This is a genomic window from Stenotrophomonas sp. HMSC10F07 (assembly GCF_001807895.1).
In the GTDB taxonomy this organism is placed as follows: domain Bacteria; phylum Pseudomonadota; class Gammaproteobacteria; order Xanthomonadales; family Xanthomonadaceae; genus Stenotrophomonas; species Stenotrophomonas sepilia.
In genome coordinates this window covers 1-26,493 of sequence record NZ_KV791359.1, presented here as the reverse complement: position 1 = coordinate 26,493, position 26,493 = coordinate 1, and the positions used below count along the sequence as shown (strand labels likewise).

At 65.9% G+C, this 26,493-nt stretch carries 18 protein-coding genes and 1 pseudogene; 11 read left to right on the top strand and 8 right to left on the bottom strand.

What is annotated here, in order from left to right; genetic code table 11:
• Nucleotides 1-29 precede the first annotated feature (29 nt).
• The 7 genes from HMPREF3114_RS06695 to HMPREF3114_RS06665 all read left to right on the top strand — a co-directional run bounded on the left by HMPREF3114_RS06695 (nucleotide 30) and on the right by HMPREF3114_RS06665 (nucleotide 15,083).
• Nucleotides 30-2,819, top strand: coding sequence for a TonB-dependent receptor plug domain-containing protein (locus HMPREF3114_RS06695; protein WP_005418014.1), 2,790 nt, complete (start codon nucleotides 30-32; stop codon nucleotides 2,817-2,819).
• Between the two features lie 387 nt (nucleotides 2,820-3,206).
• Entirely contained in the window at nucleotides 3,207-6,185 is a 2,979-nt protein-coding gene (locus HMPREF3114_RS06690) for a TonB-dependent receptor plug domain-containing protein (RefSeq protein WP_014647913.1), read from the top strand.
• Between the two features lie 94 nt (nucleotides 6,186-6,279).
• Nucleotides 6,280-8,307 (top strand): alpha/beta hydrolase family protein, encoded by a 2,028-nt coding sequence (locus tag HMPREF3114_RS06685; protein ID WP_053497143.1) that lies wholly within the window; start codon nucleotides 6,280-6,282, stop codon nucleotides 8,305-8,307.
• Between the two features lie 172 nt (nucleotides 8,308-8,479).
• Nucleotides 8,480-10,582, top strand: coding sequence for a M13 family metallopeptidase (locus HMPREF3114_RS06680; protein WP_053497141.1), 2,103 nt, complete (start codon nucleotides 8,480-8,482; stop codon nucleotides 10,580-10,582).
• Nucleotides 10,583-10,798: 216 nt separating this feature from the next.
• The gene (locus HMPREF3114_RS06675; RefSeq protein WP_005418018.1) at nucleotides 10,799-12,808 is read left to right on the top strand and encodes a M13 family metallopeptidase; all 2,010 of its coding nucleotides are present in this window, start codon (nucleotides 10,799-10,801) and stop codon (nucleotides 12,806-12,808) included.
• 123 nt (nucleotides 12,809-12,931) lie between these two features.
• The gene (locus HMPREF3114_RS06670; RefSeq protein WP_053497139.1) at nucleotides 12,932-13,426 is read left to right on the top strand and encodes a VOC family protein; all 495 of its coding nucleotides are present in this window, start codon (nucleotides 12,932-12,934) and stop codon (nucleotides 13,424-13,426) included.
• Nucleotides 13,427-13,499: 73 nt separating this feature from the next.
• Nucleotides 13,500-15,083 (top strand): phytoene desaturase family protein, encoded by a 1,584-nt coding sequence (locus HMPREF3114_RS06665; protein WP_053497241.1) that lies wholly within the window; start codon nucleotides 13,500-13,502, stop codon nucleotides 15,081-15,083.
• Nucleotides 15,084-15,172: 89 nt separating this feature from the next.
• Here the strand turns inward: HMPREF3114_RS06665 and HMPREF3114_RS06660 are convergent, their stop codons facing one another.
• The 7 genes and pseudogenes from HMPREF3114_RS06660 to HMPREF3114_RS06635 all read right to left on the bottom strand — a co-directional run bounded on the left by HMPREF3114_RS06660 (nucleotide 15,173) and on the right by HMPREF3114_RS06635 (nucleotide 20,725).
• The gene (locus HMPREF3114_RS06660; RefSeq protein ID WP_005410509.1) at nucleotides 15,173-15,847 is read right to left on the bottom strand and encodes a rhomboid family intramembrane serine protease; all 675 of its coding nucleotides are present in this window, start codon (nucleotides 15,845-15,847) and stop codon (nucleotides 15,173-15,175) included.
• Between the two features lie 93 nt (nucleotides 15,848-15,940).
• The gene (locus tag HMPREF3114_RS06655) at nucleotides 15,941-16,279 is read right to left on the bottom strand and encodes an MGMT family protein (protein ID WP_229765988.1); all 339 of its coding nucleotides are present in this window, start codon (nucleotides 16,277-16,279) and stop codon (nucleotides 15,941-15,943) included.
• Entirely contained in the window at nucleotides 16,276-17,196 is a 921-nt protein-coding gene (locus HMPREF3114_RS06650) for a DMT family transporter (protein WP_053497135.1), read from the bottom strand. The genes HMPREF3114_RS06655 and HMPREF3114_RS06650 overlap by 4 nt, the downstream gene beginning before the upstream one ends.
• A 159-nt stretch (nucleotides 17,197-17,355) precedes the next feature.
• Nucleotides 17,356-18,714 (bottom strand): glutathione-disulfide reductase, encoded by a 1,359-nt coding sequence (gene gorA / locus HMPREF3114_RS06645; protein WP_005418027.1) that lies wholly within the window; start codon nucleotides 18,712-18,714, stop codon nucleotides 17,356-17,358.
• Nucleotides 18,711-18,872 (bottom strand): annotated as a pseudogene (locus HMPREF3114_RS20940) (amino acid dehydrogenase); the annotation flags it as partial. The pseudogene HMPREF3114_RS20940 and the gene gorA, both read right to left, overlap by 4 nt.
• A gap of 26 nt (nucleotides 18,873-18,898) precedes the next feature.
• Nucleotides 18,899-20,143, bottom strand: coding sequence for a DUF418 domain-containing protein (locus HMPREF3114_RS06640; protein ID WP_005418032.1), 1,245 nt, complete (start codon nucleotides 20,141-20,143; stop codon nucleotides 18,899-18,901).
• A gap of 99 nt (nucleotides 20,144-20,242) precedes the next feature.
• Nucleotides 20,243-20,725, bottom strand: coding sequence for an FKBP-type peptidyl-prolyl cis-trans isomerase (locus HMPREF3114_RS06635; protein ID WP_005418041.1), 483 nt, complete (start codon nucleotides 20,723-20,725; stop codon nucleotides 20,243-20,245).
• Nucleotides 20,726-20,836: 111 nt separating this feature from the next.
• Between HMPREF3114_RS06635 and HMPREF3114_RS06630 the strand changes: the two genes are divergently transcribed.
• Both HMPREF3114_RS06630 and HMPREF3114_RS06625 read left to right on the top strand, forming a co-directional pair.
• Entirely contained in the window at nucleotides 20,837-21,376 is a 540-nt protein-coding gene (locus tag HMPREF3114_RS06630; RefSeq protein ID WP_005418044.1) for a C40 family peptidase, read from the top strand.
• Nucleotides 21,377-21,573: 197 nt separating this feature from the next.
• A complete protein-coding gene (locus HMPREF3114_RS06625; RefSeq protein WP_227836959.1) occupies nucleotides 21,574-22,281 on the top strand; it encodes a C40 family peptidase in 708 nt (235 codons plus the stop codon).
• A 325-nt stretch (nucleotides 22,282-22,606) separates the two neighbouring features.
• Here the strand turns inward: HMPREF3114_RS06625 and HMPREF3114_RS06620 are convergent, their stop codons facing one another.
• Nucleotides 22,607-23,941, bottom strand: coding sequence for a dicarboxylate/amino acid:cation symporter (locus HMPREF3114_RS06620; RefSeq protein ID WP_053497131.1), 1,335 nt, complete (start codon nucleotides 23,939-23,941; stop codon nucleotides 22,607-22,609).
• Between the two features lie 154 nt (nucleotides 23,942-24,095).
• Between HMPREF3114_RS06620 and HMPREF3114_RS06615 the strand changes: the two genes are divergently transcribed.
• Both HMPREF3114_RS06615 and HMPREF3114_RS06610 read left to right on the top strand, forming a co-directional pair.
• The gene (locus tag HMPREF3114_RS06615; RefSeq protein ID WP_053497129.1) at nucleotides 24,096-25,802 is read left to right on the top strand and encodes an alkaline phosphatase; all 1,707 of its coding nucleotides are present in this window, start codon (nucleotides 24,096-24,098) and stop codon (nucleotides 25,800-25,802) included.
• Nucleotides 25,799-26,344, top strand: coding sequence for a WG repeat-containing protein (locus HMPREF3114_RS06610; protein ID WP_070489395.1), 546 nt, complete (start codon nucleotides 25,799-25,801; stop codon nucleotides 26,342-26,344). Before HMPREF3114_RS06615 ends, HMPREF3114_RS06610 begins: the two co-directional genes overlap by 4 nt.
• Nucleotides 26,345-26,493 lie beyond the last annotated feature (149 nt).

Sequence of the window (26,493 nt, the reverse complement as noted above, 5' to 3'; positions counted from 1 at the left end):
TTTTGTTTTTTGCTCTCCATTGGAACTACATGAAACACGTCAGCAATACCGCACGTCGCAACACGCTCGCCGTCGCCCTGATTTCCGCTCTGATGGCCGCCGCCCCGGCAATGGCCCAGGACAAGGCGACCAACCTGGACAAGATCACCGTCACCGGTTCGCTGATCCCGCAGACCCAGGTCGAAACCCAGACCCCGGTGATGTCCATCACCGCCGAAGACATCCAGACCCGCGGCTTCAGCAGTGTTGCTGAAGTGCTGCAGCAGTCATCGCTGACCACCGGCGGCCTGCAGGGTGGCCAGACCTCGGGTGCGTTCACCCAGGGCGCCGAAGCCGCCGGCATGTTCGGCCTGAATCCGGGCTACACCAAGTACCTGATCAACGGCCGCCCGATGCTCTCGTATCCGGCGCTGTACAACGGCAGCGAGTCGTTCAACAACATCAGCGGCATTCCGATCGACATCGTCGAGCGCATCGAAGTCCTGCCGGGCGGCCAGTCGTCGCTGTACGGCTCGGACGCGATCGCCGGCGTGGTCAACATCATCCTGAAGGAACGCATGGACGGCGGCACGATGTCGATCCGTGGCGGCACCTACACCGAAGGTGGTGGCAGCAACATCCGCTTCAGCGCCGCCAAGGGCTTCAACGCGTTCGACGACCGCTTCCACGCGCTGGTCAACGTGCAGATCGAAAACGGCAGCCCGATCTGGGGCTACCAGCGTGACATCACCAAGCAGAACAACCCGGTCGGTTACACCGCGCAGCTGCCGTCGAACGACTTTGCCGTCATCGGCAACGCCGACAACAAGCTGTACATGATGGACCCGACCCGCTGCGGCAACGTGGCAGGCCTGTACGACGGCACCACCACCGTCGGCAAGCGTGCATCGGGCGAATCCTGCGGCTCGGTGTACAGCGCCGGCTACAAGACCCTGAAGAACGGCAAGAACAGCGGCCAGTTCTACTCGTCGATGACCTTCGACGTGAACGACAACTTCCAGCTGTTCGCCGACGTGCTGTACAGCAAGGAAAAGACCGAGTTCACCTCCGGCTCCAGCGCCCTGTGGTGGGGCACCAAGTCGGTGATGGGCGGCTTCTACGACCAGGGCCTGGGCAAGGTCGTGAATCTGCAGCGCGCCTTCGCACCGGAAGAAATCGGCCCGGGCCACTACAACAACATCCTGAACTCCGATGAGAGCCGTTCCTACCAGGTCACCCTGGGCGGCAAGGGCATGGTCGGCGACTGGGACTACAGCGCCAGCTTCACCCGCGGCGAATACCGTCTGGACCAGAACCGCTTCGCGCGCTGGAAGGACAAGGTCGAAGGCTTCTTCGGCGACACCGTGCTGGGCCCGCGCCTGGGCACCACCGCTGATGGCTTCGGCATCTACAACCCGAACTACACCGCGTTCTACTCGCCGATCACCCCGGACCAGTTCGCCAGCTTCACCGGCTATGGCACCCACCGCAGCAAGACCTGGCAGAACCTGGGTCGCGTGCAGGTGACCAACGGTTCGCTGTTCTCCCTGCCGGGCGGCGACGCCGGCCTGGCCGTCGTGCTGGAAGGCGGCAGCGAGGGCTGGGACTACTCGCCCGACCAGGCCTTCGTCGATGGCAACGCGTGGGGCGCCAGCGCCGTGGCCGGTGCCGGCCACCGCAGCAACTACGCGGTGACCAGCGAACTGCGCATGCCGGTGTTCGAGTCGCTGACCATCAGCGCCTCGGGCCGCTATGACGCCTTCAAGATCGCCGACAAGACCGTCGACAAGGCCACCTACAGCATCGGCCTGGAATACCGTCCGGTGGAAAGCCTGCTGCTGCGCGGCAAGTACGGCACCGCGTTCCGCGCACCGACCCTGTCCGATGCCTTCCAGGGCATGAGCGGCTCGTTCGCCTCCGGCCAGAACGACTACTACCGCTGCAGCCAGATGGGTTACGCGCTGCGTGACGAAGCCTGCTCGTTCTACAAGACCACCTCGGTGTACAGCGAAAAGTCCGGCAACCCGGACCTGAAGCCGATCACCGCCGACGTGTGGAGCGCAGGCGTGGTGTGGGCCCCGGTGAGCAACTTCTCGCTGTCGGTCGACTACTACAACTGGAAGATCAAGAACGAGGTCAAGACCCTGAGCACCGACCAGCTGCTGCTGGCCGAGTACCAGTGCCACAACGGCCTGCCGAACAACACCTCGGCCAGCTGCCAGAACGTGACCGACTGGGTGACCCGCGACGCCGGTGGCAACCTGACCCGCGTTTACACCCCGAAGCTCAACGTGGCCAGCCAGAACCTGGAAGCGGTGACCGTCGGTGCCAAGTACCAGCAGGACCTGGGCCGCTTCGGTTCGCTGATGTTCTCCGGCAACTACACCAACATGCTCAAGCGTGAAGTGGTGGCCCTGCCGGGTGCGCAGAAGCTGGACCTGCTGAGCGATCCGTACAACATGTGGTACTACGACAACTTCGCCAAGGTACGCGGCGACGTGTCGGTGGGCTGGGCCATCTCCAAGTTCACCACCACCGTGTACGCCAACTACGTCGGCAGCACCCCGAACTACCTGGCCTACACCGGCCGCAGCTATGACTACGTCCACTCCTCCGGCGCCAAGGCCGGCAAGTGGGGCTCGTACACCACGTACAACATGAGCCTGAACTACCAGGCACAGGACGATCTGACCCTGTCGCTGATGGTCAACAACGTGTTCAACAAGCTGCCGGAAGGCCAGCGCTACAACTACCCGGGCAACGAATCGACCCCGTTCAACGACGGCTTCTACAGCGTCTACGGCCGTCAGATCTCGGCCCAGGTCAAGTACGACTTCTAATCCCGTCGTATTCCGGACCGCGTGTCTGGACCAGGCCCCGCTTCGGCGGGGCCTTTTTTTGTCCGTCGCACAGCACGGCCACATCCCGTTCACGGTTCAGACACGTTTGACATGAACCGAAACAAATCAATACATATCAATGAGATGAAGGAGAAATGGGCGCTCCTGTCACTGCAAGGCGCGCCCATCACCCACAGCTTCATGACTCCCTCGTGAACGTTTGACAGGCTCGGTTAATGTCGTGTTAATCTCGGGTCATCGGCACGTGAAGCCGGTACCAGCGCCGGGTGGCAGCACGCTGCCGACCCCGGGCAAGGGGCACACGGAGACGCCGACAAGGACCTGTCCCGGTGTACGACGCAATCATTCGATTCAAGGGGATTTCAGATGATCAATCGCAAGTCGCTCAGCAAGCACCCGCTGAGCTTCGCCCTCGCCTCCGCCGTGCTGCTCGCTGCGGCTGCCCCGGCGATCGCACAGGACGCCTCGGGCTCGACGCAGACCACCGAAGAGGCATCCAAGTCCAAGGCCACCAATCTGGATACGGTGACCGTCACCGGCTCGCGCATCAGCCGCGACGTGTTCAACTCGGTCTCGCCGGTGCAGGTCGTCACCCGTGAAGAAACCACCCTGGCCGGCTTCAATTCGACCACGGCGGCCCTGCAGAGCACCGCGGTCACCGCCGGTGCGGCGCAGATCAACAACGCCTATGGCGGCTACGTCACCGACGGTGGCCCGGGCGCCAACACCCTGGGCCTGCGCGGCCTCGGCCCGACCCGCACCCTGATCCTGCTCAATGGCCGCCGCGTGTCGCCGGCCGGTACCCGCGGCTCGGTGGGCTCGACCGACCTGAACGTGCTGCCGAACTCGATCGTCGACCGCGTCGAAATCCTGAAGGACGGTGCGTCCTCGATCTACGGCTCCGACGCCGTTGCCGGCGTAATCAACATCATCACCAAGAAGAAGGTCGATGGCGTCAGCTTCGAAGCACAGCACAACGCCACCGATGGCGGCGGCGGTGAAGAGCGCCGTTACTCCATCATGTTCGGTGCCACCGGCGAGCGCTCGCACTTCTCCGGCTCCTATGAGTACTACACCCGCAACGAGCTGACCCTGGCCGACCGCAGCTGGGCCGGTGGCTGCCCGACCGACATGTACCGCGACATCGACGCGGGCGACTATTGGGGCAGCGGCGACTTCATCGACCCGCTGACCGGCAAGCCGAAGTGCTGGTCGCTCGATGCCGGCGGCACCACGCTGAACACCATCGGCACCAACACCCGTACCGGTGTTGCGGCCCCGGGCGGCGCCGGCACCCGCTTCAACCGCTGGCGCCCGAATGCGGCCATCACCACCGGCCTGGTGGGCTACGAAGGCGTGGACCTGAACACCCGCGACACCTTCGATCCGGCCATGCGCAACCAGTCGCTGATCTCGCCGACCAAGACCCACACCCTGTACCTGCAGGGTGGCTTCGACCTCAACGCACTGGGCGATGCCGAGCTGTACTACGAGTTCCTGGGCAACAAGCGCAAGTCGACCCAGACCGGCTATCGCCAGCTGACCCTGGACTATGCCGTGGGCAGCCCGCTGATCCCGGCCAACCTGCGTGACAGCGTTGCCGGTGCTCCGACCGACCAGACCAGCGGCAAGAACCTGGGCGTGCGTGCGTTCATCGGTTTCGGCAACGACACCAACAAGCAGAACGTCGACTTCCTGCGCTTCAATGCCGGCCTGCGTGGCCACCTGAGCTCGGAGTGGAACTATGACTTCAACGTCATGCACTCGCGCAGCGACGCCGACTACACCTTCGAGAGCTTCCTGACCAGCCGCCTGCGCCAGAGCCTGGACGTGGTCTCCAACGGTGCCGGTGGCTATGTCTGCCGGGACGGTTCCAACGGCTGCATCGCCGCGCCGGCGCTGAACACCAACACCATCGGTGGCAAGCTGCCGCAGGACTGGAAGGACTGGGTGTTCGTGCCGGTCACCGGCAACACGCTGTACAAGGAAACGACGGTCAACTTCAACGTCAACGGCCCGCTGTTCGACATGCCGTACGGTTCGGCCGGTGGTGCATTCGGCGTCGAGTACCGCAAGGCACGCATCGACGACACCCCGTCGCCGTACTCGATCAATGCCGACCTGTACAACCTGACCAACGCCACTCCGACCCGCGGTTCGGACTCGGTGTTCGAAGCCTACGGCGAACTGGAACTGCCGCTGCTGTCCGGCGTCACCGCTGCCGAGGAACTGACGGTCAACCTGTCCGGCCGCTACACCGACTACAAGTCCTACGGCTCGGATGAGACCTACAAGATCGGCGCGCTGTGGACCCCGGTGAAGTGGCTGTCGTTCCGTGCGTCGTACGGCACCTCCTACCGCGCACCGGCGCTGTTCGAACAGTTCCTGGGCGGCACCACCGGCTTCCTGAGCAGCAGTGCCGACCCCTGCAACGAGTATGGTGATCGCAACCCGAGCTCGCCGCGTTACCAGAACTGCGCATCGCTGGGCCTGGCACCGGACTACCTGGCCACCCAGGGCGTGACCGTGGTCACCCAGGGTGGTGCCGAGGCCGGCCTGGAAGCCGAAACCTCCAAGGCCAAGACCCTGGGCGTGGTGATCCAGCCGGAATTCGGCAGCGGCTTCGGTGACCTGTCCTTCGCCGCCGACTACTTCGACATCGAAGTGAAGAACGGCGTCGACAGCGCGGGCGGTGCGAACATCCTGTCGCGCTGCTACGACAGCGGCAGTGCCGACTTCTCCTCCGGTTCGGGTCTGTGCCGCCTGGTGGCCCGCAACCCGGTCAACAACCAGCTGGTGGTGACCAACGGCTTCATCAACCTGTCCACCGACAAGGTCCGTGGCCTGGACTTCACCACCCGCTATGTCCGCGAAATCGGCCCGGGCACCCTGCGCACCACGCTGCAGTTCACCCACTACCTGGAACAGGCCAGCAAGGTCTTCTCCGACGATCCGCTGGTGGACTACAACGGCATGCTGTCGCGTCCGGAAAACACCGCCTCGCTGGACCTGAGCTACAAGTGGAAGAACTGGCAGGTGCGTTACGGCCTGGACTGGATCGACAAGATGGACAGCTACGCGTACTACGAGGAGCGCAACCCGGGTGACTTCGATCCGGCCACCTCGGCGTACAAGCTGTACACCCCGAACTACTTCCTGCAGGCCATCTCGGTGAAGTATGAAGCGGACAAGTGGTCGGTCACCGGTGGCGTGCGCAACTTCGCCGACCGCAAGCCGCCGACCATCTCCCAGGGTGTCTACAGCACCGTCGGCAACGCGCTGCTGTACAGCGGCTTCGACTACTTCGGTCGCAGCTACTTCCTGAACATCACGCGTTCGTTCTGATCCTGCTCCCTGCAACCGCCGCCCTTCGGGGCGGCGGTTCCATTTCAGGCACCGGATTCTCCGCAGGCCGGTGCCAACGCATTCCGAGGTTGCAATGAAGCGAGCCCTGCTGCTGGCGGCCCTGGCCAGCCTTTCACCGTTGCTGCACGCCAAGCCTGTGGCGCCCACCATCGAACAGATGGCCGCCTTCCCGGCCATCTCCAGCCTGTCGTTGTCACCAGACGGAAAACACATCGCCGGCCTTCGCGCCGATGGCGAGGAGCGCGTGATCGTGGTTTGGCGGACCGATGCACTGGACAAGCCACCAACGGTGATCGGCGCCAACCGCATGAAGTTCCAGAGCGTGTCGTTCATCAAGAACGGACAGCTGGCCGTCGTGCTGTGGCAACCCTACGACCTGCGCGCCGACCGGGTGACCAAGACCTTCGTCAGCAAGTTCTTCATCACCGACATCGAAGGCAAGCAGTGGAAGGAGCCGATCACGCCGCCGCGCGCCTCCAGTCGCAATGAAGAGCTCGAGCAGGCACTGGCCAACGCCACGGTACTGGACACCCTGCCCAACGATCCGGACCACATCCTGGTGGTCAACGGCAGTGGCAGCAGCTCCGGTGACGTCTACAAGGTCGACCTGCGCAACTTCACCTCGCAGCGCATCCAGAAGACCGAAGAGCGCGTGGCCGGCTACATCACCGACCTCGACAGCGAGCTGCGCGCACGCCTGCGCCAGGATGTCGACGGCACCGGTGCCTACGTCGCCACCGAGTTCCGGTCGCCCGCCACCGGTACCTGGGAAGAGCACTTTCGCTCCTATGTGAAGAACCGCGACGTCAACCAGGTGATCGGCTTTGCCGACGACCCGAACATCGCCTTCGTGCTCAGCAATGTCGGCCGCGACAAGGCGATCGTGTATGAGTACGACATCAGCGCGCGCAAGCAGAAGGAAGTGCTGTTCGAGCACAAACTGTTCAACGCCGGCTCGATGCTGATCAACCGCCACCGCAGCGGTGCGGTACCCTTCGGCGAGATCATGGGAATCGGCTACGCCGGTCCGCGCGGCGACGACATCCAGTGGACCTCTCCGCGCATGAAGGCCCTGGACCAGGGGCTGCGCCAGGCGCTTGGCATCCGCCAGGAGCCGCTGGCGATGGTCGATACCGCGAACGGCCAGCGCTACACCGCCAACTACGATACAGGCCTGAGCTACCGCATCGTCGACTACACCGCCGATCTTTCCAATGTGCTGGTGGCTACCTCCGGCCCTTCCAACCCGCCCGAGTATCACCTGCTGCACGACGGCAAGCTGACCCTGCTGGCCAAGACCTATCCGCAGATCCAGCCAGCCGCGCTGGGCACCACCCGGCTGGTCTACTACAAGGCACGCGACGGGCTGGACATTCCGGCATTCCTGACCACGCCCAGCACCGAGCTGTGCGGTGCCGGCCCGTGGAAAGCCGTGGTGCATCCGCACGGCGGCCCGTGGGCGCGCGATGGCATGGACTTCGACGGCTCGATGTGGGTACCGCTGATGGCATCACGCTGCATGGCGGTCCTGCGCCCGCAGTTCCGCGGCTCGGCCGACTGGGGCCGCAAGCTGTGGATGGCCGGTGATGCCGAATGGGGCCAGAAGATGCAGGACGACAAGGACGATGGCGCGCAGTGGATGATCGACCAGAAGATCGCCCAGCCCGGCCACATCGCCATGTTCGGCTTCTCCTATGGCGGCTACTCGGCGTTCGCGGCTTCGGTGCGTCCCAATGGCCTGTACAAGTGCGCCATCGCCGGTGCCGGCGTTTCGGACATCAAGAAGATCTGGTCGCGCTTCTATACCAACCCGTTCTTCCGCCAGGCCCAGGCGCCGACCGTGGCCGGCCTCAACCCGGTCGACAAGGCCGGTGAAATGAAGATTCCATTGATGGTCTACCACGGTGACCGCGACCGCACGGTGCCGATCGAGCAGTCGGAGTGGTTCGTGAACAAGGCCAGGGGTTCGGGGCAGCCGGTCGAGTTCCACGCCATCGCCGACTACGCGCATGGTCCCGCCTGGACCCGCGCGATCATGGGTGACCAGCTCAGGCTGATCGACGACTACCTGGGCAAGGGCTGCGGCGGCGGCGGCCTGTAAGCCGCACCGCTTCCTGCAAGGGCGCCCACGGGGCGCCCTTGCACGTTCTGGCCCTTGCGCCCGGACATGACCTTCGACACCCTTGCAGGCCAGGCCGGCGGCGTATCGTTCGGCCCACGGCCGTACCTGCGGCTTCTCCCTGACTCACTCGGCCTGGAGGCCAAGAATAGTGATGACGCGCACTCCCAAGATCGTCCTGCTCAGCCTGGCCGTGTCGGCCGTGCTGGCCGGCTGCGGCAAGAACGAAACCCCGGCCAAGGATGCCGCGACCCCCGCCCCGGCCACCGCCGAAGCCACCACCTACAAGCTGGACGACAGCAAGCTGCCGGCCTACAACGCCTTCCAGCCGAGCGACCTGGACACCACCAAGGACGCGTGCACCGCCTTCGGCGACTACGTCAACAGCAAGTGGCTGGCCGCCAATGAAATCCCGGGCGACCGCACCAGCTGGGGCGCGTTCACCATCCTCGACGAGCGTTCGGTGGCCGTGCAGCACCAGCTGGCCGAACAGGTCGCGCAGGTCAAGAACCCGAACCACATCGAGAAGATCGTCGGCGACCTGTGGGCCACCGGCATGGACGAAGCCAAGATCAACGCACAGGGCATCGAGCCGCTGAAGGCCGACCTGGCGGCGATCGACGGCCTGCAGGACAAGGCGGCGATCGCCAACTACCTGCGCACCAGCGCCGCCAAGGGTGACAACGTCCTGTTCGGCTTCGGTGCCGAAGCCGACTTCAAGAACTCGGCCATGAACATGGCCTACGCCAGCCAGGGCGGCCTGGGCCTGCCGGATACCACCTATTACACCGATGCCAAGAACGCCGACAAGCTGAAGGCCTACCAGGCGCACGTGGCCAAGGTGCTGGAGCTGTCCGGCGTCGCCGCGGCCGACGCGGCCAAGCAGGCCGAGGACGTGGTCAAGTTCGAAACCCGGCTGGCCAAGGCCTCCAAGTCGCGCGTCGAACTGTCGCGCAACGTCGAGCTGTACTACAACCCGGTCACCCTGGCCGACGCCGACAAGCTGACCCCGAACTTCAGCTGGACCGAGTTCTTCAAGTCGCAGGGCGTTGCCGCGCCGGAGAAGTTCTCGCTGGCCATGCCGGCGTTCCATGAAGAAGTGAGCAAGGCACTGGGTGATACCGACCCGTCGGTGTGGCGCGCCTACCTGCGCTTCCACAGCGTGGACCGCGCCTCGCCATACCTGGCCGATGCGTTCGTGCAGGAGAACTACGAGTTCTACGGCAAGACCCTCAACGGCCAGAAGGAACAGAAGCCGCGCTGGAAGCGCGTGCTGGGCACCATCGAGAATGATGCCGGTGAAGCCTTCGGCCAGCTGTACGTGAAGGTTGCCTTCTCGCCGGAAGCCAAGGCGAAGATGGAAGAACTGGTGAAGAACCTGGCCGCCGCGCTGAAGGACCGCATCCAGGGCCTGAGCTGGATGAGCGAGGAAACCAAGGCCAAGGCCATCGCCAAGTGGGAGACCTTCACCCCGAAGATCGGTTACCCGGACAAGTGGCGCGACTGGTCGGGCCTGCAGACCCAGCGCGACAGCTTCCTGGGCAACGTGCGCGCGGCCAACGAGTTCAACTACAAGTTCAACCTGTCCAAGATCGGCAAGCCGGTGGACAAGACCGAGTGGGGCATGACCCCGCAGACCGTCAACGCCTACTACAACCCGCTGCAGAACGAGATCGTGTTCCCGGCCGCCATCCTGCAGCCGCCGTTCTTCGATCCGAAGGCCGACGACGCGCTGAACTACGGCGGCATCGGTGCGGTGATCGGTCATGAGATGACCCACGGCTACGACGACCAGGGTGCGCGCTTCGGGCCGACCGGCAACATGGAAGACTGGTGGACCCCGGCCGACAAGAAGAACTTCGAAGGCCTGACCGGCAAGCTGGTCAAGCAGTTCGACCAGTACAAGGTGGACGGCCAGGCCGTGAACGGCCACCTGACCCTGGGCGAGAACATCGCCGACCTGGGTGGCCTGGCGACCGCCTACGACGCCCTGCAGAAGGCCTCCGCCGGCAAGGAAGATGCGAAGGTCGATGGCTTCACCCGAGACCAGCGCTTCTTCTTCAACTGGGCCACCGTGTGGCGCACCAAGTACACCCCGGAAAACGCCAAGGTCCGCCTGGCCACCGACCCGCACGCCCCGGCGCAGTTCCGGGCCATGGGTGCGCCGTCGAACCTGCCGACCTTCGCCGCCGCGTTCCAGTGCAAGGCCGGTTCGCCGATGGCCCGCACCGGCGAGCAGCAGGTGGTGATCTGGTAAGCAACGGCTGACGTTGCGGCGTACCTGCAAGGGCCCGGGAATTCCCGGGCCTTTGTTTTTCACAGCGCCCGTCATCCACGCATGGCCCACGCCGTTGGAAGATGCCGACCTTGGTCGGCGCACGGCTCGGCGGAGCCACCGTGATGCGTGCATGCCGCGCCCATGCCCGGCTTGCTATAGTGCGCGCGCCCTCAATCCATCACGGATTCGTTCCACATGCCCAACTTCCGTCCGCTTGCCATCGCCCTGGGCATCAGCCTGGCGACTCTGGTCCCGACCCACGATGCGTTTGCCGCCGCCAAGAAGAAGGCCGCACGCGCCCCGGCCGTCAGCGCCCAGTGCAGCGACTTCTACGACGCCACCAATGCAGGCTGGCTGAAGGCCAACCCGGTGCCGCAGACCGGCGCCACGACCGCGCTCGGCCAGCTGGTCGACCGCAGCCGCCAGCAGCAGCGCGACCTGCTCGACGCCGCGATGAAGTCGCCGCAGGGCAACGTGCAGAAGCTGCTGGGTGACTTCTGGGCCAGTGGCCTTGACGAAGCCGCCGTGGAGGCGGACGGTTCCAATCCGATTGCCCCGCTGCTGACCCGCATCAACGCCATCAAGAAGGCCAAGGATGTGCCGGCGTCGATCGCCGCGCTGCACCAGGTGGGGATCCCGGTCGCCTTCAACTTCGGCCCCGACGTCGACCTGAAGGCACTGGACCGCCACATCGGTTACTTCATGCAGGGCGGCATGGGCCTGCCGGATCCTGCGTTCTATACCCGCACCGACGCCGACACCGTGGCGCTGATGGGCCGCTACCGCAACTACGTCAAGCAGATCCTGGCGCTGACCGGCACCCCGGCGGCCAAGCTGGATGCCGAATCGCAGGCGGTGATCGCGCTGGAGACCGAACTGGCGCGCAACGCGCAGTCGCTGGCCGGCATCAACAACCCGTTCAACAACTACGCGCCGATCTCCACCAAGGAGCTCAACAGCCGCTACCGCAATCTGCAGCTGGACGCTTTCCTGAAGGCACAGGGCGTGGATGACGACCTGGTCTCGCTGGCCGATCCGGGACTGTTCAAGCAGCTCGATGGCATGGTCACCAAGCTCAAGCCGGACCAGTGGAAGGCCTACCTGCGCTGGCGCGTGGGCGATTCGATGGCGCCGTACCTGTCCAAGGCCTACCGCGACGCCGAGTTCGAATTCCGTGGCCGCGTGCTGCGCGGCGAAACCCTGCCACCGCAGCGCTGGGAAAGCGTGCTCGATGCTATCAACGTGGCCGCCGGCCCGATGGTCGGCCGCGAATATGCCGCGCGCTACCTGTCCGCCGAAGATCGTCGCCAGGCGGCGTGGATCGTCGACAAGCTGCGCGAAGTGCAGATCGAAGCGGTCAAGAACAACAGCTGGATGAGCGCCGAAGCCAAGGCTGAAGCGCAAGCCAAGCTGGCTGCGCTGAAGATCGAGATCGGCACGCCGCTGCGCGACCTGGACTACAGCGTGCAGCCGATGGGGCGCGGCTCGTTTGGTGGCAACATGCTGATTGCTTCGACCTGGCGCCACCGCGAGGAAATGAAGCGCATCGGCAAGGGCAATGCCGACCGCCGCTGGGACGTGCTGCCGCAGCAGCCGTCGCTGGCCTACGACCTGGCGCAGAACCGCCTGATCGTCACCGCCGCGATCCTGCAGGGCCCGGTGTTCAATGCCAAGGCCGACGCCGCCGACAAGTTCGGCAGCTTCGGTGGCCTGGTCGGCCATGAGCTGACCCGTGCGATCGATGCCAAGGGCGCGCTGGTCGATGCCAAGGGTGAGCTGCGCAGCTGGTGGACCCCGGCCGACAAGACCGCCTGGACCCTGCTCGGCAATCGCGTGGCCGCGCAGTACAGCGCCTACGACTTCCCGGGCGTAAAGGGTGCCAAGGTCAACGGCACGCTCACCCAGGAAGAAAACCTGGCCGACATCGCCGGCCTGGAACTGGCATGGGCGGCGTATGCCGCGCAGGAGCCCAAGGCCAAGCAGGCACAGCAGCAGGGCTTCTTCCGCGCCTGGTCGACGCTGTGGGCACAGCAGCTGTCGCCGAACGAGGCCGCACGCCGCCTGACCGCCGACATCCGCGCACCGGGCCTGTGGCGCAGCAACGGCACGCTGGCCAACCTGCCGGCGTTCGGTGCCACCTTCAGTTGCAAGGCCGGGCAGCCGATGCAGCGCAGCGAAGCCGACCAGATCAAGGTCTGGCGCTGAGCCTGCTGCCGCACTGGTAGTGCAAAGGGCGCCTTCGGGCGCCCTTTTTTTGCGGGTGCAGCACGATCCCGGGTTAACACCGGGCGTGCTATCGCTGCGGCTTCGTCCAACGTGGAGCCGGACATGGCACACAAGAACACGATCTGCCTCTGGTACGACAACGGCGCGCTCGAGGCCGCCACCTTCTATGCCAACACCTTTCCCGACAGCGCGGTGACCGCTGTCCACCACGCCCCGGGCGACTACCCGGACGGCAGGGAGGGCAACATACTGACCGTCGAATTCACGGTCTGCGGCATCCCCTGCGTCGGCCTCAACGGCGGCACCGCGTTCAAGCACAGCGAAGCCTTCTCCTTCCAGATCCAGACCGAGGACCAGGCCGAGACTGACCGCTTGTGGGACGCCATCGTCAGCAACGGCGGACAGGAGAGCCAGTGCGGTTGGTGCAAGGACCGATGGGGCATTTCCTGGCAGATCAGCCCACGCATGTTGATCGAAGCGGTGACCAGCCAGGACAAGGCACTGGCCAAGCGCGCCTTCAATGCGATGATGCCGATGAAGAAGATCGACATCGCCACCATCGAAGCGGCAATCAAAAAAGGGGACGGAGGGGATTAAGTCGTTTCTTCCCCCCTGTGCGCAGATGCGGATTGCGACTTAATTCCCTCCGTCCCCTTTTTCCGAGGTGCTGATGTCCTGGGATGCGATCATCATCGGTGGTGGCCACAACGGCCTGGTCTGCGCGGCCTATCTCGCACGCGCTGGCAAGAAGGTGCTGGTGCTGGAACGTCGTGGCGTTCTCGGCGGCGCGGCGGTCACCGAGGAATTCCACCCCGGGTTCCGCAACTCGGTGGCGTCCTACACGGTGTCATTGCTGCAGCCGAAGGTGATCGACGACCTGCAGCTGCATGCGCATGGGCTGCGCATCATCAATCGCCCGGCCAACAACTTCCTGCCATTGCCGGACGGCCGCTACCTGCTGTCCGCACCGGGCCGCACCCAGGCCGAGGTCGCGAAGTTTTCCGAGCGGGATGCACAGCGGCTACCCGAATACGAAGCGCGCCTGGAGATCTTCGCTGATGTGCTGCGTGCCTGGGCCCTGCGCGCGCCCCCGGACTTGGGCGTGGCGGGTGGTTGGCGTGCGCTGCCCGCACTATGGCAGATGGGGAAGCTCGGCCGCGAACTGGCAACGCTGGATGCGCCGCGTCGCCAGGAACTGCTGGACCTGTTCACGCTGTCGGCCGCCGAGTACCTGGACCGCTGGTTCGAAAGCGAGCCGATCAAGGCGCTGTTCGGCTTCGATGGCATCGTCGGCAACTACGCAAGCCCGTATACACCAGGCAGTGCCTACGTACTGCTGCACCACGTGTTCGGCCAGTGCAATGGCATGAAAGGTGCGTGGGGCCATGCGATCGGTGGCATGGGCGCGATCAGCCAGGCCATCGCCACTGCCGCGCGGGAGGCCGGGGCTGAGCTGCGCGTGGATGCCGGTGTGCAACGCCTGCTGATCGAGCAGGGTCGTGTCGTGGGCGTGGCGCTGGCCAACGGCGAAATCCTGCGCGCACGCGCGATGATCGCCAACGTCAATCCAAAGCTGCTGTACGAGCAGATGCTGGCACCGGAGCAGGTACCGGACGCAACGCGCGAACGCATGGCGAACTGGCGCTGCGGTTCGGGCACGTTCCGGATGAATGTCGCGCTGTCGCAGCTGCCGGACTTCCGCGCTCTGCCCGGTCCCGGCGATCACCTCAGCGCCGGGATCATCATGGCCCCCAGCCTGGATTACATGGACCGTGCCTGGCTGGATGCGCGTCGCAATGGCTGGTCACGCGAACCGATCGTGGAAATGCTCATTCCCAGCACGCTGGACGATTCGCTGGCGCCGCCCGGGCAGCATGTGGCCAGCCTGTTCTGCCAGCACGTGGCGCCCGTGCTGCCCGGCGGGCGTCACTGGGATGATCATCGTGAAACGGTGGCCGATCTGATGATCGCCACCGTTGAACGGTATGCGCCGGGTTTCGCTGGCAGCGTACTGGGCCGCCAGGTGCTGTCACCGCTGGATCTGGAGCGCACCTTCGGCTTGATCGGCGGCGACATCTTCCACGGAGCGCTCAGTGCCAACCAGTTGTTCTCGGCACGGCCGATGGTTGGCCAGGCTGGCTATCGTGGTGCCCTGCCCGGCCTGTATCTGTGCGGGTCGGGAACACATCCCGGGGGCGGCGTGACCGGCGCGCCAGGTCACAATGCGGCGCAGGTAGTGTTGCAGGATCTCTGAAGGCGTGCCACCCAAGGTTGGCACCTACCCGCGTGGGAGAAGGCTGCCGACCAACGGTCGGCACCTACAGCGTCAAATGATCCTTCGGATCATTTGACGCTGCGCAGATGGTTCGGGCGCTTCGGTGGGCCGGGCGGTCGGCGCTTGTTGAACGGCGGCTGCCCTCGCCAGTAGCGGATCAGCAACCAGCCGAACAGCATGCCGCCGAGGTGCGCGAAGTGGGCCACGCCCGGCTGCCAGCCGGTCATGCCCAGCACCAGTTCGCCCACGCCGAACAGGATTACGAAGGTGCGCGCCTTCATCGGGATCGGTGGGAACAGCAGCATCACCCGCTGGTTCGGGAACAGCATGCCGTAGGCCAGCAGCAGGCCGAACACGCCGCCAGAGGCCCCCAGCACCGTGGCCGGGTTCTCCAGCAGCGTACCCACCAGCAGCTGGCAGACACCGGCACCGGCCACGCAGACCAGGTAGTACAGCAGGAAGCGCTTCTCGCCCCAGGTCTGCTCCAGTGGCGCACCGAACATGAAGACCGCCAGCATGTTGAAGAACAGGTGGCCGAAGCTGCCATGCAGGAAGCCATAGGTCAGCAGCTGCCACGGCTGGAAGTTGCCGCCCGGCGAGAACGCATCGAAGCCCTGCTGCAGCGGTTGCAGCATGAACGGCTCGAAGGTCTGCATGCCAAGCAGGAACGGCTGCTGCAGCAGGAACAGGATCGCGTTGGCGATCAGCAGGGCCTTGGTGACGGTTGGCAGACGCGGGAACATGGGAGCACCGGCATGGAACGGCCTCCATCATAGCCGCAGCACCGCGCCTTGTTGGCGACCGGCAGGTCCGGCCTGTTCAGTCGCCAGCGATGCTCAGCCCGGGCCCCAAACGGCAGCATCCAGCGCAACCGCCGGATCGGTCGTGGGCATCCGCACCCGGCCGTTCTCAACCACCACGCCCTCGGCACGCAGCCGCTGCGACTGCTCGCGCCAGCCCGCCGACCCTTCTTCCATGGCGATGCGCCCATCCGAGCGCAGCACGCGGTGCCAGGGCAGGTCCGGGTCGTCGTTCTGGCCCAGGATGCGCGCGGTCAGGCGCGCACGCCCGGGCAGGCCCGCGCGCATCGCCACCTGGCCGTAGCCCATCACCTGCCCCGCCGGGATCGCGCGGATCACCGCCAGGATGCGCGCACGCGCCTGCTCCGGCGTCAGCGCCGCAGGCGGGTCACCAGCAGAACGCCGATCAGCACCAGCACGGTGCCGGCGATCTGTGCCGGCCCCATCGGTTCGTCGAGCAGCCATAGGCTCATCACGATGGTGGAAACAGGGCCCAGCATACCGACCTGCGCGGCCAGCGACGAACCCACGCGCTGCACCGCCAGCATGATCGCCAGCACCGGCAGCACCGTGCACACGGTGGCATTGACCAGCGACAGCCACTGCACCGGCGCCGGTGCCTGCCACAGCAGTGGCAGCGGATGGGTCACCGCGAAGTGCAGCAGCACCAGCACGCTGGCCACGCAGCTGGCGTAGGCGGTCAGCCGCACCGCGCCGATGCGTGCCACCACCTGCCCGCTGCCGAACAGGTACAGCGCGTAGCTGAGCGCACTGCCCAGCACCAGCAGGCTGCCGACGATGATCTGCCCACCTTCGCGCTGCAGATCGTGGCCAAAGGCCAGCAGCACGCCCAGATAGCTCAGCACCAGCGCGCCGATCTGCCAGCGGCCCGGCCGCTGCCGTGCCAGCAGCACGTTGATCAGCAACACCAGGGTCGGGTTCAAGTAAAGAATCAGCCGCTCCAGGGTCACGCTGATGTACTGCAGGCCCTGGAAATCGAGCAGGCTGGACAGGTAGTAGCCGGTGAAGCCCAGCCACAGCACGCGGGCGCGGTCGGCCCAGGACAGCGGCTCTGCCCGGCGCGCAGCCCACAGTGCCATCAGCACGAACAGCGGCAGCGCCATCAGCATGCGCAGGGCGAGCAGCGAGGTGGCATCGACGCCATGACGGAGGCCGAGCTTGACGATGATGGCCTTGCCGGAAGCAGCAATGGCGCCGATCGCGGCCAGGCCGATACCCCCCAGCGCAATGCGCGGGGAAGCGGTGGCGATACGGGAGGCGGGGCTGGACATCAGGACGACGGCGGGCCGCGCAGAGCGGCCCGGTAAGACGTGGGGGCGTCCATTGTCGCATGGGCGCCCCCGGTGCCCTGTAGAGCCGAGCCTGCGCTCGGCTTCGCCAAGCCTGGGCGAAAAGCAGCCGAGCGCGGGCTCGGCTCTACAACTGCGGGCTCAGCGCATCAGCACCACTTCCTCGGCCGAGGTCGGGTGGATCGCCACGGTGTCGTCGAACTGGGCCTTGGTCGCGCCCATCTTCACCGCCACCGCGAAGCCCTGCAGGATCTCGTCGGCCGCTTCACCCAGCAGATGGATGCCAACAACCCGTTCTTCCGGGCCCGCGCACACCATCTTGAACAGGCTGCGCTGGGTGCCGTTGGCCAGCGCCTGCAGCATCGGGCGGAAACGGCTGTGGTAAACGCTCACCTGGTCAAAACGCGCGCGCGCTTCTTCTTCGCTCATGCCCACTGCACCCAGCGGCGGGTGCGAGAACACCACGCTGGCCACGTTCTCGTAATCCATCTTCGATTGCGGACGTCCACCGAACAGGCGGTCCATCAGCCGCCGTGAAGCGGCCACCGCCACCGGCGTCAGGCCGACCTTGCCAGCGATGTCGCCCACCGCGTGCACGCTCGGCACAGAGGTGGTCTGCCATTCGTCCACCTCCACCTGCTGGTGCTCGCCGATGCCGATGCCGAGCGCTTCCAGGCCCAGGTCGCGACTGTTGCCGCGCCGGCCGGTGGCGAAGAACACTGCATCGAACACGCTGTCGAGCGGGCCATCATGACCGAACGCACGTACGCGTTCGCCATCGCGCTGCAGTTCGCGCAGGCGATAGCCGAAATGGATGCGCACGCCCTGCTGCTTCAGGTTCTCGGCCAGCTGATCGGTCAGCTCGTAATCGAAGCGATCCAGCAGCCGCTGGCCGCGCACCAGCAGGCTGACCTTGCTGCCCAGTGCCTGCAGCAGGCCGGCCAGCTCCACCGCGATGTAACCGCCACCGATGATCGCCACCTCGGCCGGTGCCGCACGCAGATCGAAGAAGTCATCGGAAACCAGGCCCAGTTCAGCGCCGGGAATATCCGGGCGCAGCGGATGCGCGCCGGTGGCGATCAGGATGTGCTCGGCGCTGTAATGCACGCCGTCACTGCAGGCCACGGTATGCGCATCGAGCAGACGGCCGCGCGCAGGGATGCGCACCACGCCGGTTTCATCCAGGCGCTTGCGGTAGCTGGTGTGGATGTTGGTGATGTAGGCCTGGCGATGGATCACCAGCTCCTTCCACGACAGCGCCGGGCGTGCCTCGACATCGAAGCCCATCGCATTGGCCAGGCCGATGCGCTCGTGCAGGTCGGCCGCCAGCCACATCGCCTTCTTCGGCACGCAGCCAACATTGACACAGGTTCCGCCCAGTTCGCCCGGTTCCAGCATCGCCACGCGCTTGCCATGCTGTGCTGCGCGGATGGCGCCGGCCAGGCCGGCGGAGCCGCCGCCAAGGACGATCAGGTCGTAATCATAAGGTGCAGTGCTCATCGGAATCGCTCGGGTCGGTAAGGGGCAGGATCGATCGCTGGCGTGCGGCCGCAGACGAGATCAGCGATCAGCTGGCCGGTGCCGGCGCTCATGCTGATGCCGAGCATGCCATGCCCCGTTGCAAGCCAGACGTGAGGATGCGCGGGCGCGCGGCCGATCGGCACAGCGCATGCGTGCCCATCGCTCACCCCTGCTCCGTCCCGCGCCGCATCGATGGCCACTGCCGATAGGTCATCGCACGCCATATCCACTCGATCGGGCCGAAGCGGAAATGGCGCAGCCACAGGTGCGAGAAGACCACCTGCGCGGCAAACAGCAGCAGCGCGAACAACAGCTGCACGCTGCGCGGCATCGTCTCGAACCTGCCCAGGCCATACTGGTAGAAGGTCCAGGTACACAGCAGCGACTGGCCAAGATAGTGGGTCAGCGCCATGCGCCCGACCGGTGCCAGCCAGGCCAACCGCGCACGCCAATGCACGATCCACGCGAGGTAACCCAGGCACATCGGCAGGCCACCGATCGTCACCAGCGCCATCGCCGCCGTCGCCGGCAGGCCGTAGGCACCCGGCGCCAGATAGGGCTTCCAGGCAACACCCAGCAGCGTGACCACAAGGCCCAGCGGCAGTGCCCCCCAACGCAGCACCGCGTACAGCCGCGGAAAGCGCTCCGGCGTCGCCAACGCGCCGCTGCCGGCGAACCAGCTGCCGATCAGGAACATGCCCAGCACTTCCGGGCCGGTGATCAGCAGCGCGCCCATCGAGGTGCCGAACTCGCTCAGGCGCTGCACAGTGGCCTGCGCCCAGCTGCCCTGCCCGTACACCTGCCGCTGCAGGTCGATGCTCTGCTGCGCCTCGGCAAGCATGCCCCGCACCTCTTCGGTCGAAGCCATCGACACCATCGCGCCCACCAGCAGCATCAGCGCAACGCCGCCCAGATAGACGGTCACGCCCATCCACGGCAGCCAGCTGCGCGGCGCCTCGCGGCAGGCCAGCAACGGCAACGAGACCAACGCGTACATCACCAGGATGTCGCCGGACCAGACCAGCAGCGCGTGGCACAGGCCGATCAGCAGCAAGCCAGCGCTGCGGCGCAGATAGAACGGGGTGAAGTCGCGCCCGGCGGCCTCAGCGCGCTGCGCCATCACCGCGAAGCCGGCGCCGAACAGCAGCGAGAACAGGGTGAAGAACTTGCCCTGCACGAACACGTACACAAAGGCATCGGCCCAGTAGTCGATGCCCTGCCAATGCACGTCGATGCCGGTGAAGGCCAGGTCCAGCGGTCCGCTGAAGGCCTCGATGTTCATCAGCAGGATGCCCAGCAGCGCGGCACCGCGCAGCACGTCCAGCACGGCGATGCGTTCGCCGGAAGCGACCGGCTGCAGGGAAGGAGAAGCGGCGTTCACGGGGCGTCCGTCAGGCAGGTCCGCCATTATGCCGCCGGCCCGTACGCCATGGATGGCCGCGCCGTGTTCCAGAAACGCAACGGCCCGCCGAAGCGGGCCGCTGCATCCATCACGATCGCGCTGCGATCAGTGCTGGTGACCACCGTCGCCGTGGACGTGGCCGTGGTCGATCTCTTCCTTGCCGGCTTCGCGCACGTCGACGATCTCGACGTCGAAGTGCAGGTCCTTGCCGGCCATCGGGTGGTTCAGGTCGACGTCGACGACGCTCATGCCGACCTTCTGCACGGTCACCGCACGCGGGCCGAAGTTGGTCTGCAGCACGACCTGCTGGCCCGGGGCCAGCTTGGTGTTGCCGAAGTGCTTCTTCGGCACGCGCTGGGACAGGCCTTCACGACGCTCGCCGTAGGCATCGGCCGCCTTGACGTCGACGTTGAAGGTCGCGCCGGCTTCCTTGTCCATCATGGCGTTTTCCAGGCCCGGGATGATGTTGCCGTGGCCGATCAGGATCGCCAGCGGCTCGCCGCGGTCCTTGGACGACTCGATCGGCTCCTGGCCGACTTCGGAAACGGTGTAGTGGAAGCGGACAACGCGGTCTTTTTCGATCTTCATGCGCAACTCTGTCTGGATCTGCCGGAGGCAGGCGGGTTGGGGCGGGTTGTCGCCCGGCGGGGACGCCGCCATCATGACGGCCAATCCAAGGTGGCGCATTATCCGGAGATCATGCACATCACGCCAGTTTCGTCCGGCCCGCGCCGGTTCCTCGCCCCGGCCCTGTTGCTGGCCCTGCCCGTGTTGATGACCGCCTGTGGAGGCGGCAAGGCCACCCGCCCGGCGCCGCCGCCGCCGACGGCGAACTGGCCGAAGACCGTGCCGGACAACCCCGAGGCCGCCAACTCGGTGCTGATGCGGGCCATCAGCCTGGTCGGCACGCCCTACCGCTATGGCGGCAATACCCCGGATTCGGGCTTCGACTGCAGCGGCCTGGTCGCCTATGTCTATCGGGAAATGCTGGACCTGCGACTGCCGCGCACCTCTCGCGACCTGGCCGCGGTACAGGGCCCGAAGATCGATCCGCAGCGCCTGGCCACCGGCGATCTGGTGTTCTTCGGCAGCCGAGGCAGCGTCACCCATGTCGGCATCTATGTAGGTGAGGGGCGTTTCGTGCACGCGCCGAGTACCGGCGGAACGGTACGCCTCGACTCGCTCAGCGGCCCCTACTGGAAAGACCACTACACGGGGGCGAAACGCGTCCTTCGCTAAAATGAACAGGCGATATGTTCAAAACTGTGACGAAAATCACTGCCGCAATAACGTTTTACTAACGGAATTTTTAACTTATCGGCGCTTTTACAGGGCATGATGCCCCATCGTTTTTTTCCTGTGACCGACGCGTGACGACTGACGACCTGAAAAGCGAAGGCCAGACTTCCGTATCTTCACGCAGTGCCCGCCCGTTGTTGCTTGGCTTGGCACTGTGCCTGACCAGCCTTCCGGCCTGGTCGCAGACCGCTCCGAACCGTTCCGATGTGCCCCCGGCCCCGGTGGCCGAGAGCGCCGCCCGACCGGCCGCCAAGGCCGAGGCTGCCGCTCCGCAGCGCAGCCGCGTCGATGCCGCCGCCAGCGCCACGCTGGCCGCCCTGCTGCCGCACCTGGCCGCCAACGACACCATCCCGCTGATGGACCGCTCGGCCGTGGTGGCCGGCGACCTCAGCCGCCTGCTCGCCAATTACGACACCAGCAGCGCCGCCAATGGCAGCGTTGTCGGTACCGCCGCCGACAACGGCAAGGTGCAGTCGCTGCTGCGCCGCGCGATGACCCTGCTGGGCACTCCGTACCGTTGGGGTGGCAGCAACCCGGACAGCGGTTTCGACTGCAGCGGCCTGGTCGGTTATGTGTTCCGTTCGGCCCTGGGCATCGAGCTGCCGCGCGTCTCGCGCGAGATGGCCCACGATGACAACGCCGAACTGATCAACGACCGCACCGCGCTGGCCGCAGGTGACCTGGTCTTCTTCGGCCGCAAGGGCCGCGTCGACCACGTCGGCATCTATGTCGGCGACGGCCGCTTCCTGCACGCACCGAGCTCCGGCAAGGACGTCCGCGTGGACACCCTGCTCAGTGGCTACTGGGGCAACAAGTTCATGCAGGCCCGCCGGGTCGACCTCTGACCCGCTGGCGCTACGGCGCCGCCTGATGCGAGAAGCCGCTGCCCTGCAGCGGCTTTTTTTATTGAGCCCATGCAATTGATGGGTAGCTGCCGAGCGTGGTCGGCACCACCTTCATCCACGCATGGCGTGGATCTACCGTGGCTCTGCTCCAGGGTTCCGCCGATCGGGGCGGGGCTTGCCGGTGGGGGCCGACCGTTGGTCGGCACTGCCTTCATCCTCGCTCAGTGTGGATCCACCCCGGGGCCCCCTTGGCCGGCACCGCGTCGGGCATCTCCCAAACAAAAGGCCCGCCGGTCAGGGCGGGCCTTTCAATTCACCACACACCTCAGCGCTGCGGTGGTGTCGGGTCGGGATCGTCCACGCCCACATTGCTGGACGGATTGTCATACACCGCCTGGTCGAGCAACCCGGTCTCCTTGGCCACGAGCACCGGTACCAGCATCTGGCCGGTCACATTCGTCATCGTGCGCATCATGTCCAGGATGCGGTCGATGGCATACAGGTAGCCGATGGTCTCCAGCGGCAGATTGGCTGCGCTCAGCACCACCGTGGCCATGATCACCGCAGTACCCGGCACGCCGGCGGTGCCGAAGCTGCCCAGCACCGAGGCGATCAGCACCACCACGTACTGCTCCGGGGTCAGCGGCACGCCGCTGTACTGCGAAATGAACACCGCGCACAGCGCCGGATAGATCGCGCCGCAGCCGTCCATCTTGATGCTGGCGCCCAGCGGCACCGCGAACGAACCGTAGTCCTTGTTCACGCCCAGGTTGTGGGTGATCGAACGCAGCGCCACCGGCATCGCAGCGAAGCTGGACGAGCTGACGAACGCAACCTGCATGCCCGGTGCGGCGCCACGGAAGAACTTCAGCGGGTTCAGGCCGTGCGCCAGCAGCAGCGCGCTGTAGACAACCACGATGTGCAGCGCACAGGCCACGTACAACGCCAGCACGAAATGGCCCAGCGGCAGCAGCTTCTCGAACCCATAGCTGCCGACCAGGCCTGCGATCAGGCCGAAGGTGCCGATCGGGGTGACTTCCAGCACGAAGCGGGTCACCTGGATCATGATGTCGCTCATCTGGCCAACCAGCTTGCGCGCCTCGGTCACCTTCTCGCCCAGCTTGACGATGGCAAAGCCCACCAGGCCGGCGAAGAAGATCACCGGCAGGATCGAGCCGCGACCCGCAGCCAGCACGGTCTCACCGGCCGCGTTGACCTTGGTGCCGATGCCGGACAGCGCATAGAAGACATTGGCAGGCACCACGTCCAGCAGCACCTGCACCACGCTGGGCACTTCGCGCGGCACGTAGTTGCTGGCCATCGACAACTGCAGGCCACCCGCGCCGGGCTGCAGCACCGTACCCACGGCCAGGCCGACACACACTGCCAGCGCAGCGGTAATCACGAACCACAGGAAGGTGCGCCCACTGAGCGCGGCCACGGACTTCTGCCCGTGCAGCGACGAGATCGCGTTGATGACCGCGAAGAACACCAGCGGCACGGCGATCATCTTGATCAGGGTGACGTACAGCTCACCGAGCGGGCCAAACCACGTTTCCGCGGCCGGGCCGAGCGCCCAGCCGGCCAGCGCGCCGAGCACGAAGCCACCGACCACGCGCTGCCAGAACGGAATCCGCAGCCAGGCAGAGACCAGCTTCATAGGCAATCCAGAGGGGAAGGAAGGGATGCTGGCACGATAGCCCAAGGCAGCCCGCAGAACGACCGCCCGGCCGGCAAATCAGTGTGTCATCGGCGTGCCTTGCTGGGGCGGGCATAATGAATGTCCCGTTACAGTTTGTGAGATCCCAGCGTCCATGCGTCGTTCCGTCTCCCTGTTGGCCGCCTGCGCCACCACCCTTCTGCTGGGCGCCTGCGCCAGCTCCGCCCCCGCGTCCGCCCCGGCCGGCCTGAAGGTCGCCGTCGATCCCGTCGCCCATCCGGCCGGCGAGACCCCGCAGTGGTGGTACCGCAGCGGGGCCGCCCAGGCTGCGGCCAATGGTGCGATGTCCGGCAAGGCCAAGAACGTCATCCTGTTCCTCGGCGACGGCATGAGCCTGACCACTGTGGCCGCCTCGCGCATCTACGAGGGCCAGCGCAAGGGCGGCTCCGGCGAGGAGAACCTGCTGTCCTGGGAACGCTTCCCGGCCACGGCGTTCAGCAAGACCTACAACACCGATTCGCAGACGCCTGATTCGGCCGGCACCATGACCGCCATCACCACCGGCGTGAAGACCCACATGGGCGCGATCGGCGTCAGTGCCGGAAGCCGCACCGACTGTGCCGACAGCCTGTCCAAGGGCCTGCTGACCTGGCTGCAGCTGGCCGACAGCGCCGGCCTGGCCACCGGCGTGGTCTCCACCGCACGCCTGACCCATGCCACCCCGGCTGCCACCTACGCGCACTCGCCCGAGCGCAACTGGGAAAACGACACCGACCTGACTGAAGCGGCCAAGGCGGCCGGCTGCAAGGACATCGCCCAGCAGCTGCTGTCGACCTCGCGCTATGGGCGCGGCCCGCTTGTCGCCCTTGGTGGCGGCCGTGGTGAGTTCACCACCGTGGAAGAGCGCGACCCGGAATACGACGACAAGGTCGGCCAGCGCCTGGACGGCCGCAGCCTGGTCCAGGAATGGCAGCAGGCGCATCCGCAGGGTGCCTATGTCTGGAACAGCAAGCAGCTGGCCGCGGCCGCCAATGCGCCGGCCATCCTTGGCCTGTTCGAACCGGACCACATGCGCTACGAGTACGAGCGCCCGCAGGATCCGGGCGGTGAGCCGAGCCTGGCCGAACTGACGGCTGCAGCGATCAAGAACCTTTCCAGGCACCCGGAAGGCTACGTGCTGATGATCGAAGGCGCGCGCATCGACCACGCCAACCACAGCGGCAATGCCTACCGTGCACTGACCGAGACCGTGGCGCTGTCCGATGCGGTGCGCGTGGCCAACGAGCTGACCTCGGCCGACGACACCCTGATCATCGTCACCGCCGACCACTCGCACACGCTGAACTTCGTCGGCTACCCGGCACGCGGCAACCCGATCCTGGGCAAGGTGAAGGACAAGGGCGGCGAAGACGGCGCCGGCAAGCTGGACTACGCCCTGGACGGCACCGGCCAGCCGTACACCACGCTGAGCTACGCCAACGGCCCAGGCCACACCGGCAGCAGCAACCAGCAGCCGGCCGGGCCGAAGCGCTACCCGCACAACCCAAGCAGCTTCGAACCGGCCAACGGTCGCCCGAACCTGCGCGAGGTCGACACCGAGCATCCGGACTACATGCAGGAAGCGCTGGTGCCGATGAAGTCCGAATCGCATGGTGGTGAGGACGTCGGCATCTGGGCACGTGGCCCGGGCAGCAAGGCGATCCGCGGCACGCTGGAACAGAACGCGATCTACCACATGATCGTGCAGGCCACCCCAGCCCTGCGCGAGCGCCTGTGCCAGGCCGGCACCTGCGATGACAAGGGCGTCCCTGTGCAGTTGCCGGCACCGACGGCCTTCGAACGCAAGGCCGAGGCCAAGTGATCGCGCCGCAGGCCCGCCCTGCCCCTGCCAGCGGCCGCTTTGCGCGGTCGCTGGCAATGCTTGGCGTGCTGGTCAGTGCCAATGCACAGGCACAGGCACCGGCATGCAAGCTGCTGACCGACGAACACGGGTTGTGGCCGCTCCCCAACTGCGAGGTGGTCGATCACCGGCTGAAGATCAGCGCCGATACGCTGAAGGACCTGAACTACGACGACCACGGCCTGGCCGTGGTGTATGCCGACCAGGGCTTCCACTACGTCGACCGCACGGGCCACAGCCTGCCGGTGCTTACCTGGGACAACGGCCCGGAAACGCCGCAGGAAGGCCTGCTGCGCGGCCGCGTCGGCAATCGCGTGAGCTACTTCGATCTGGAATTCCGCCAGGTGGTGCCGGGCACCTTCGATTTCGCCTGGCCGTTCCAGGATGGCGTGGCCGAGGTCTGCAACGGCTGCCGGCGTGGCATGCCGGATGCCGATGGCCACACGCCGATGGAAGGCGGAGAACGGTTCCGCATCGACCGCTCGGGCCGCCGGGTGAAGTAGTTTTTTCCGCAGGGCTGCGCCCTGCACCTGCCGAAGCCGAAGCCGAAGCCGAAGCCAAATCAAAATCAAAAGCGGCTCTGGTTTTCTGTGAGTTGGGGGGCGCGGTGTGGGTGGTCAGGACACGCCGTAAACCCATCCATGGGGGCTCG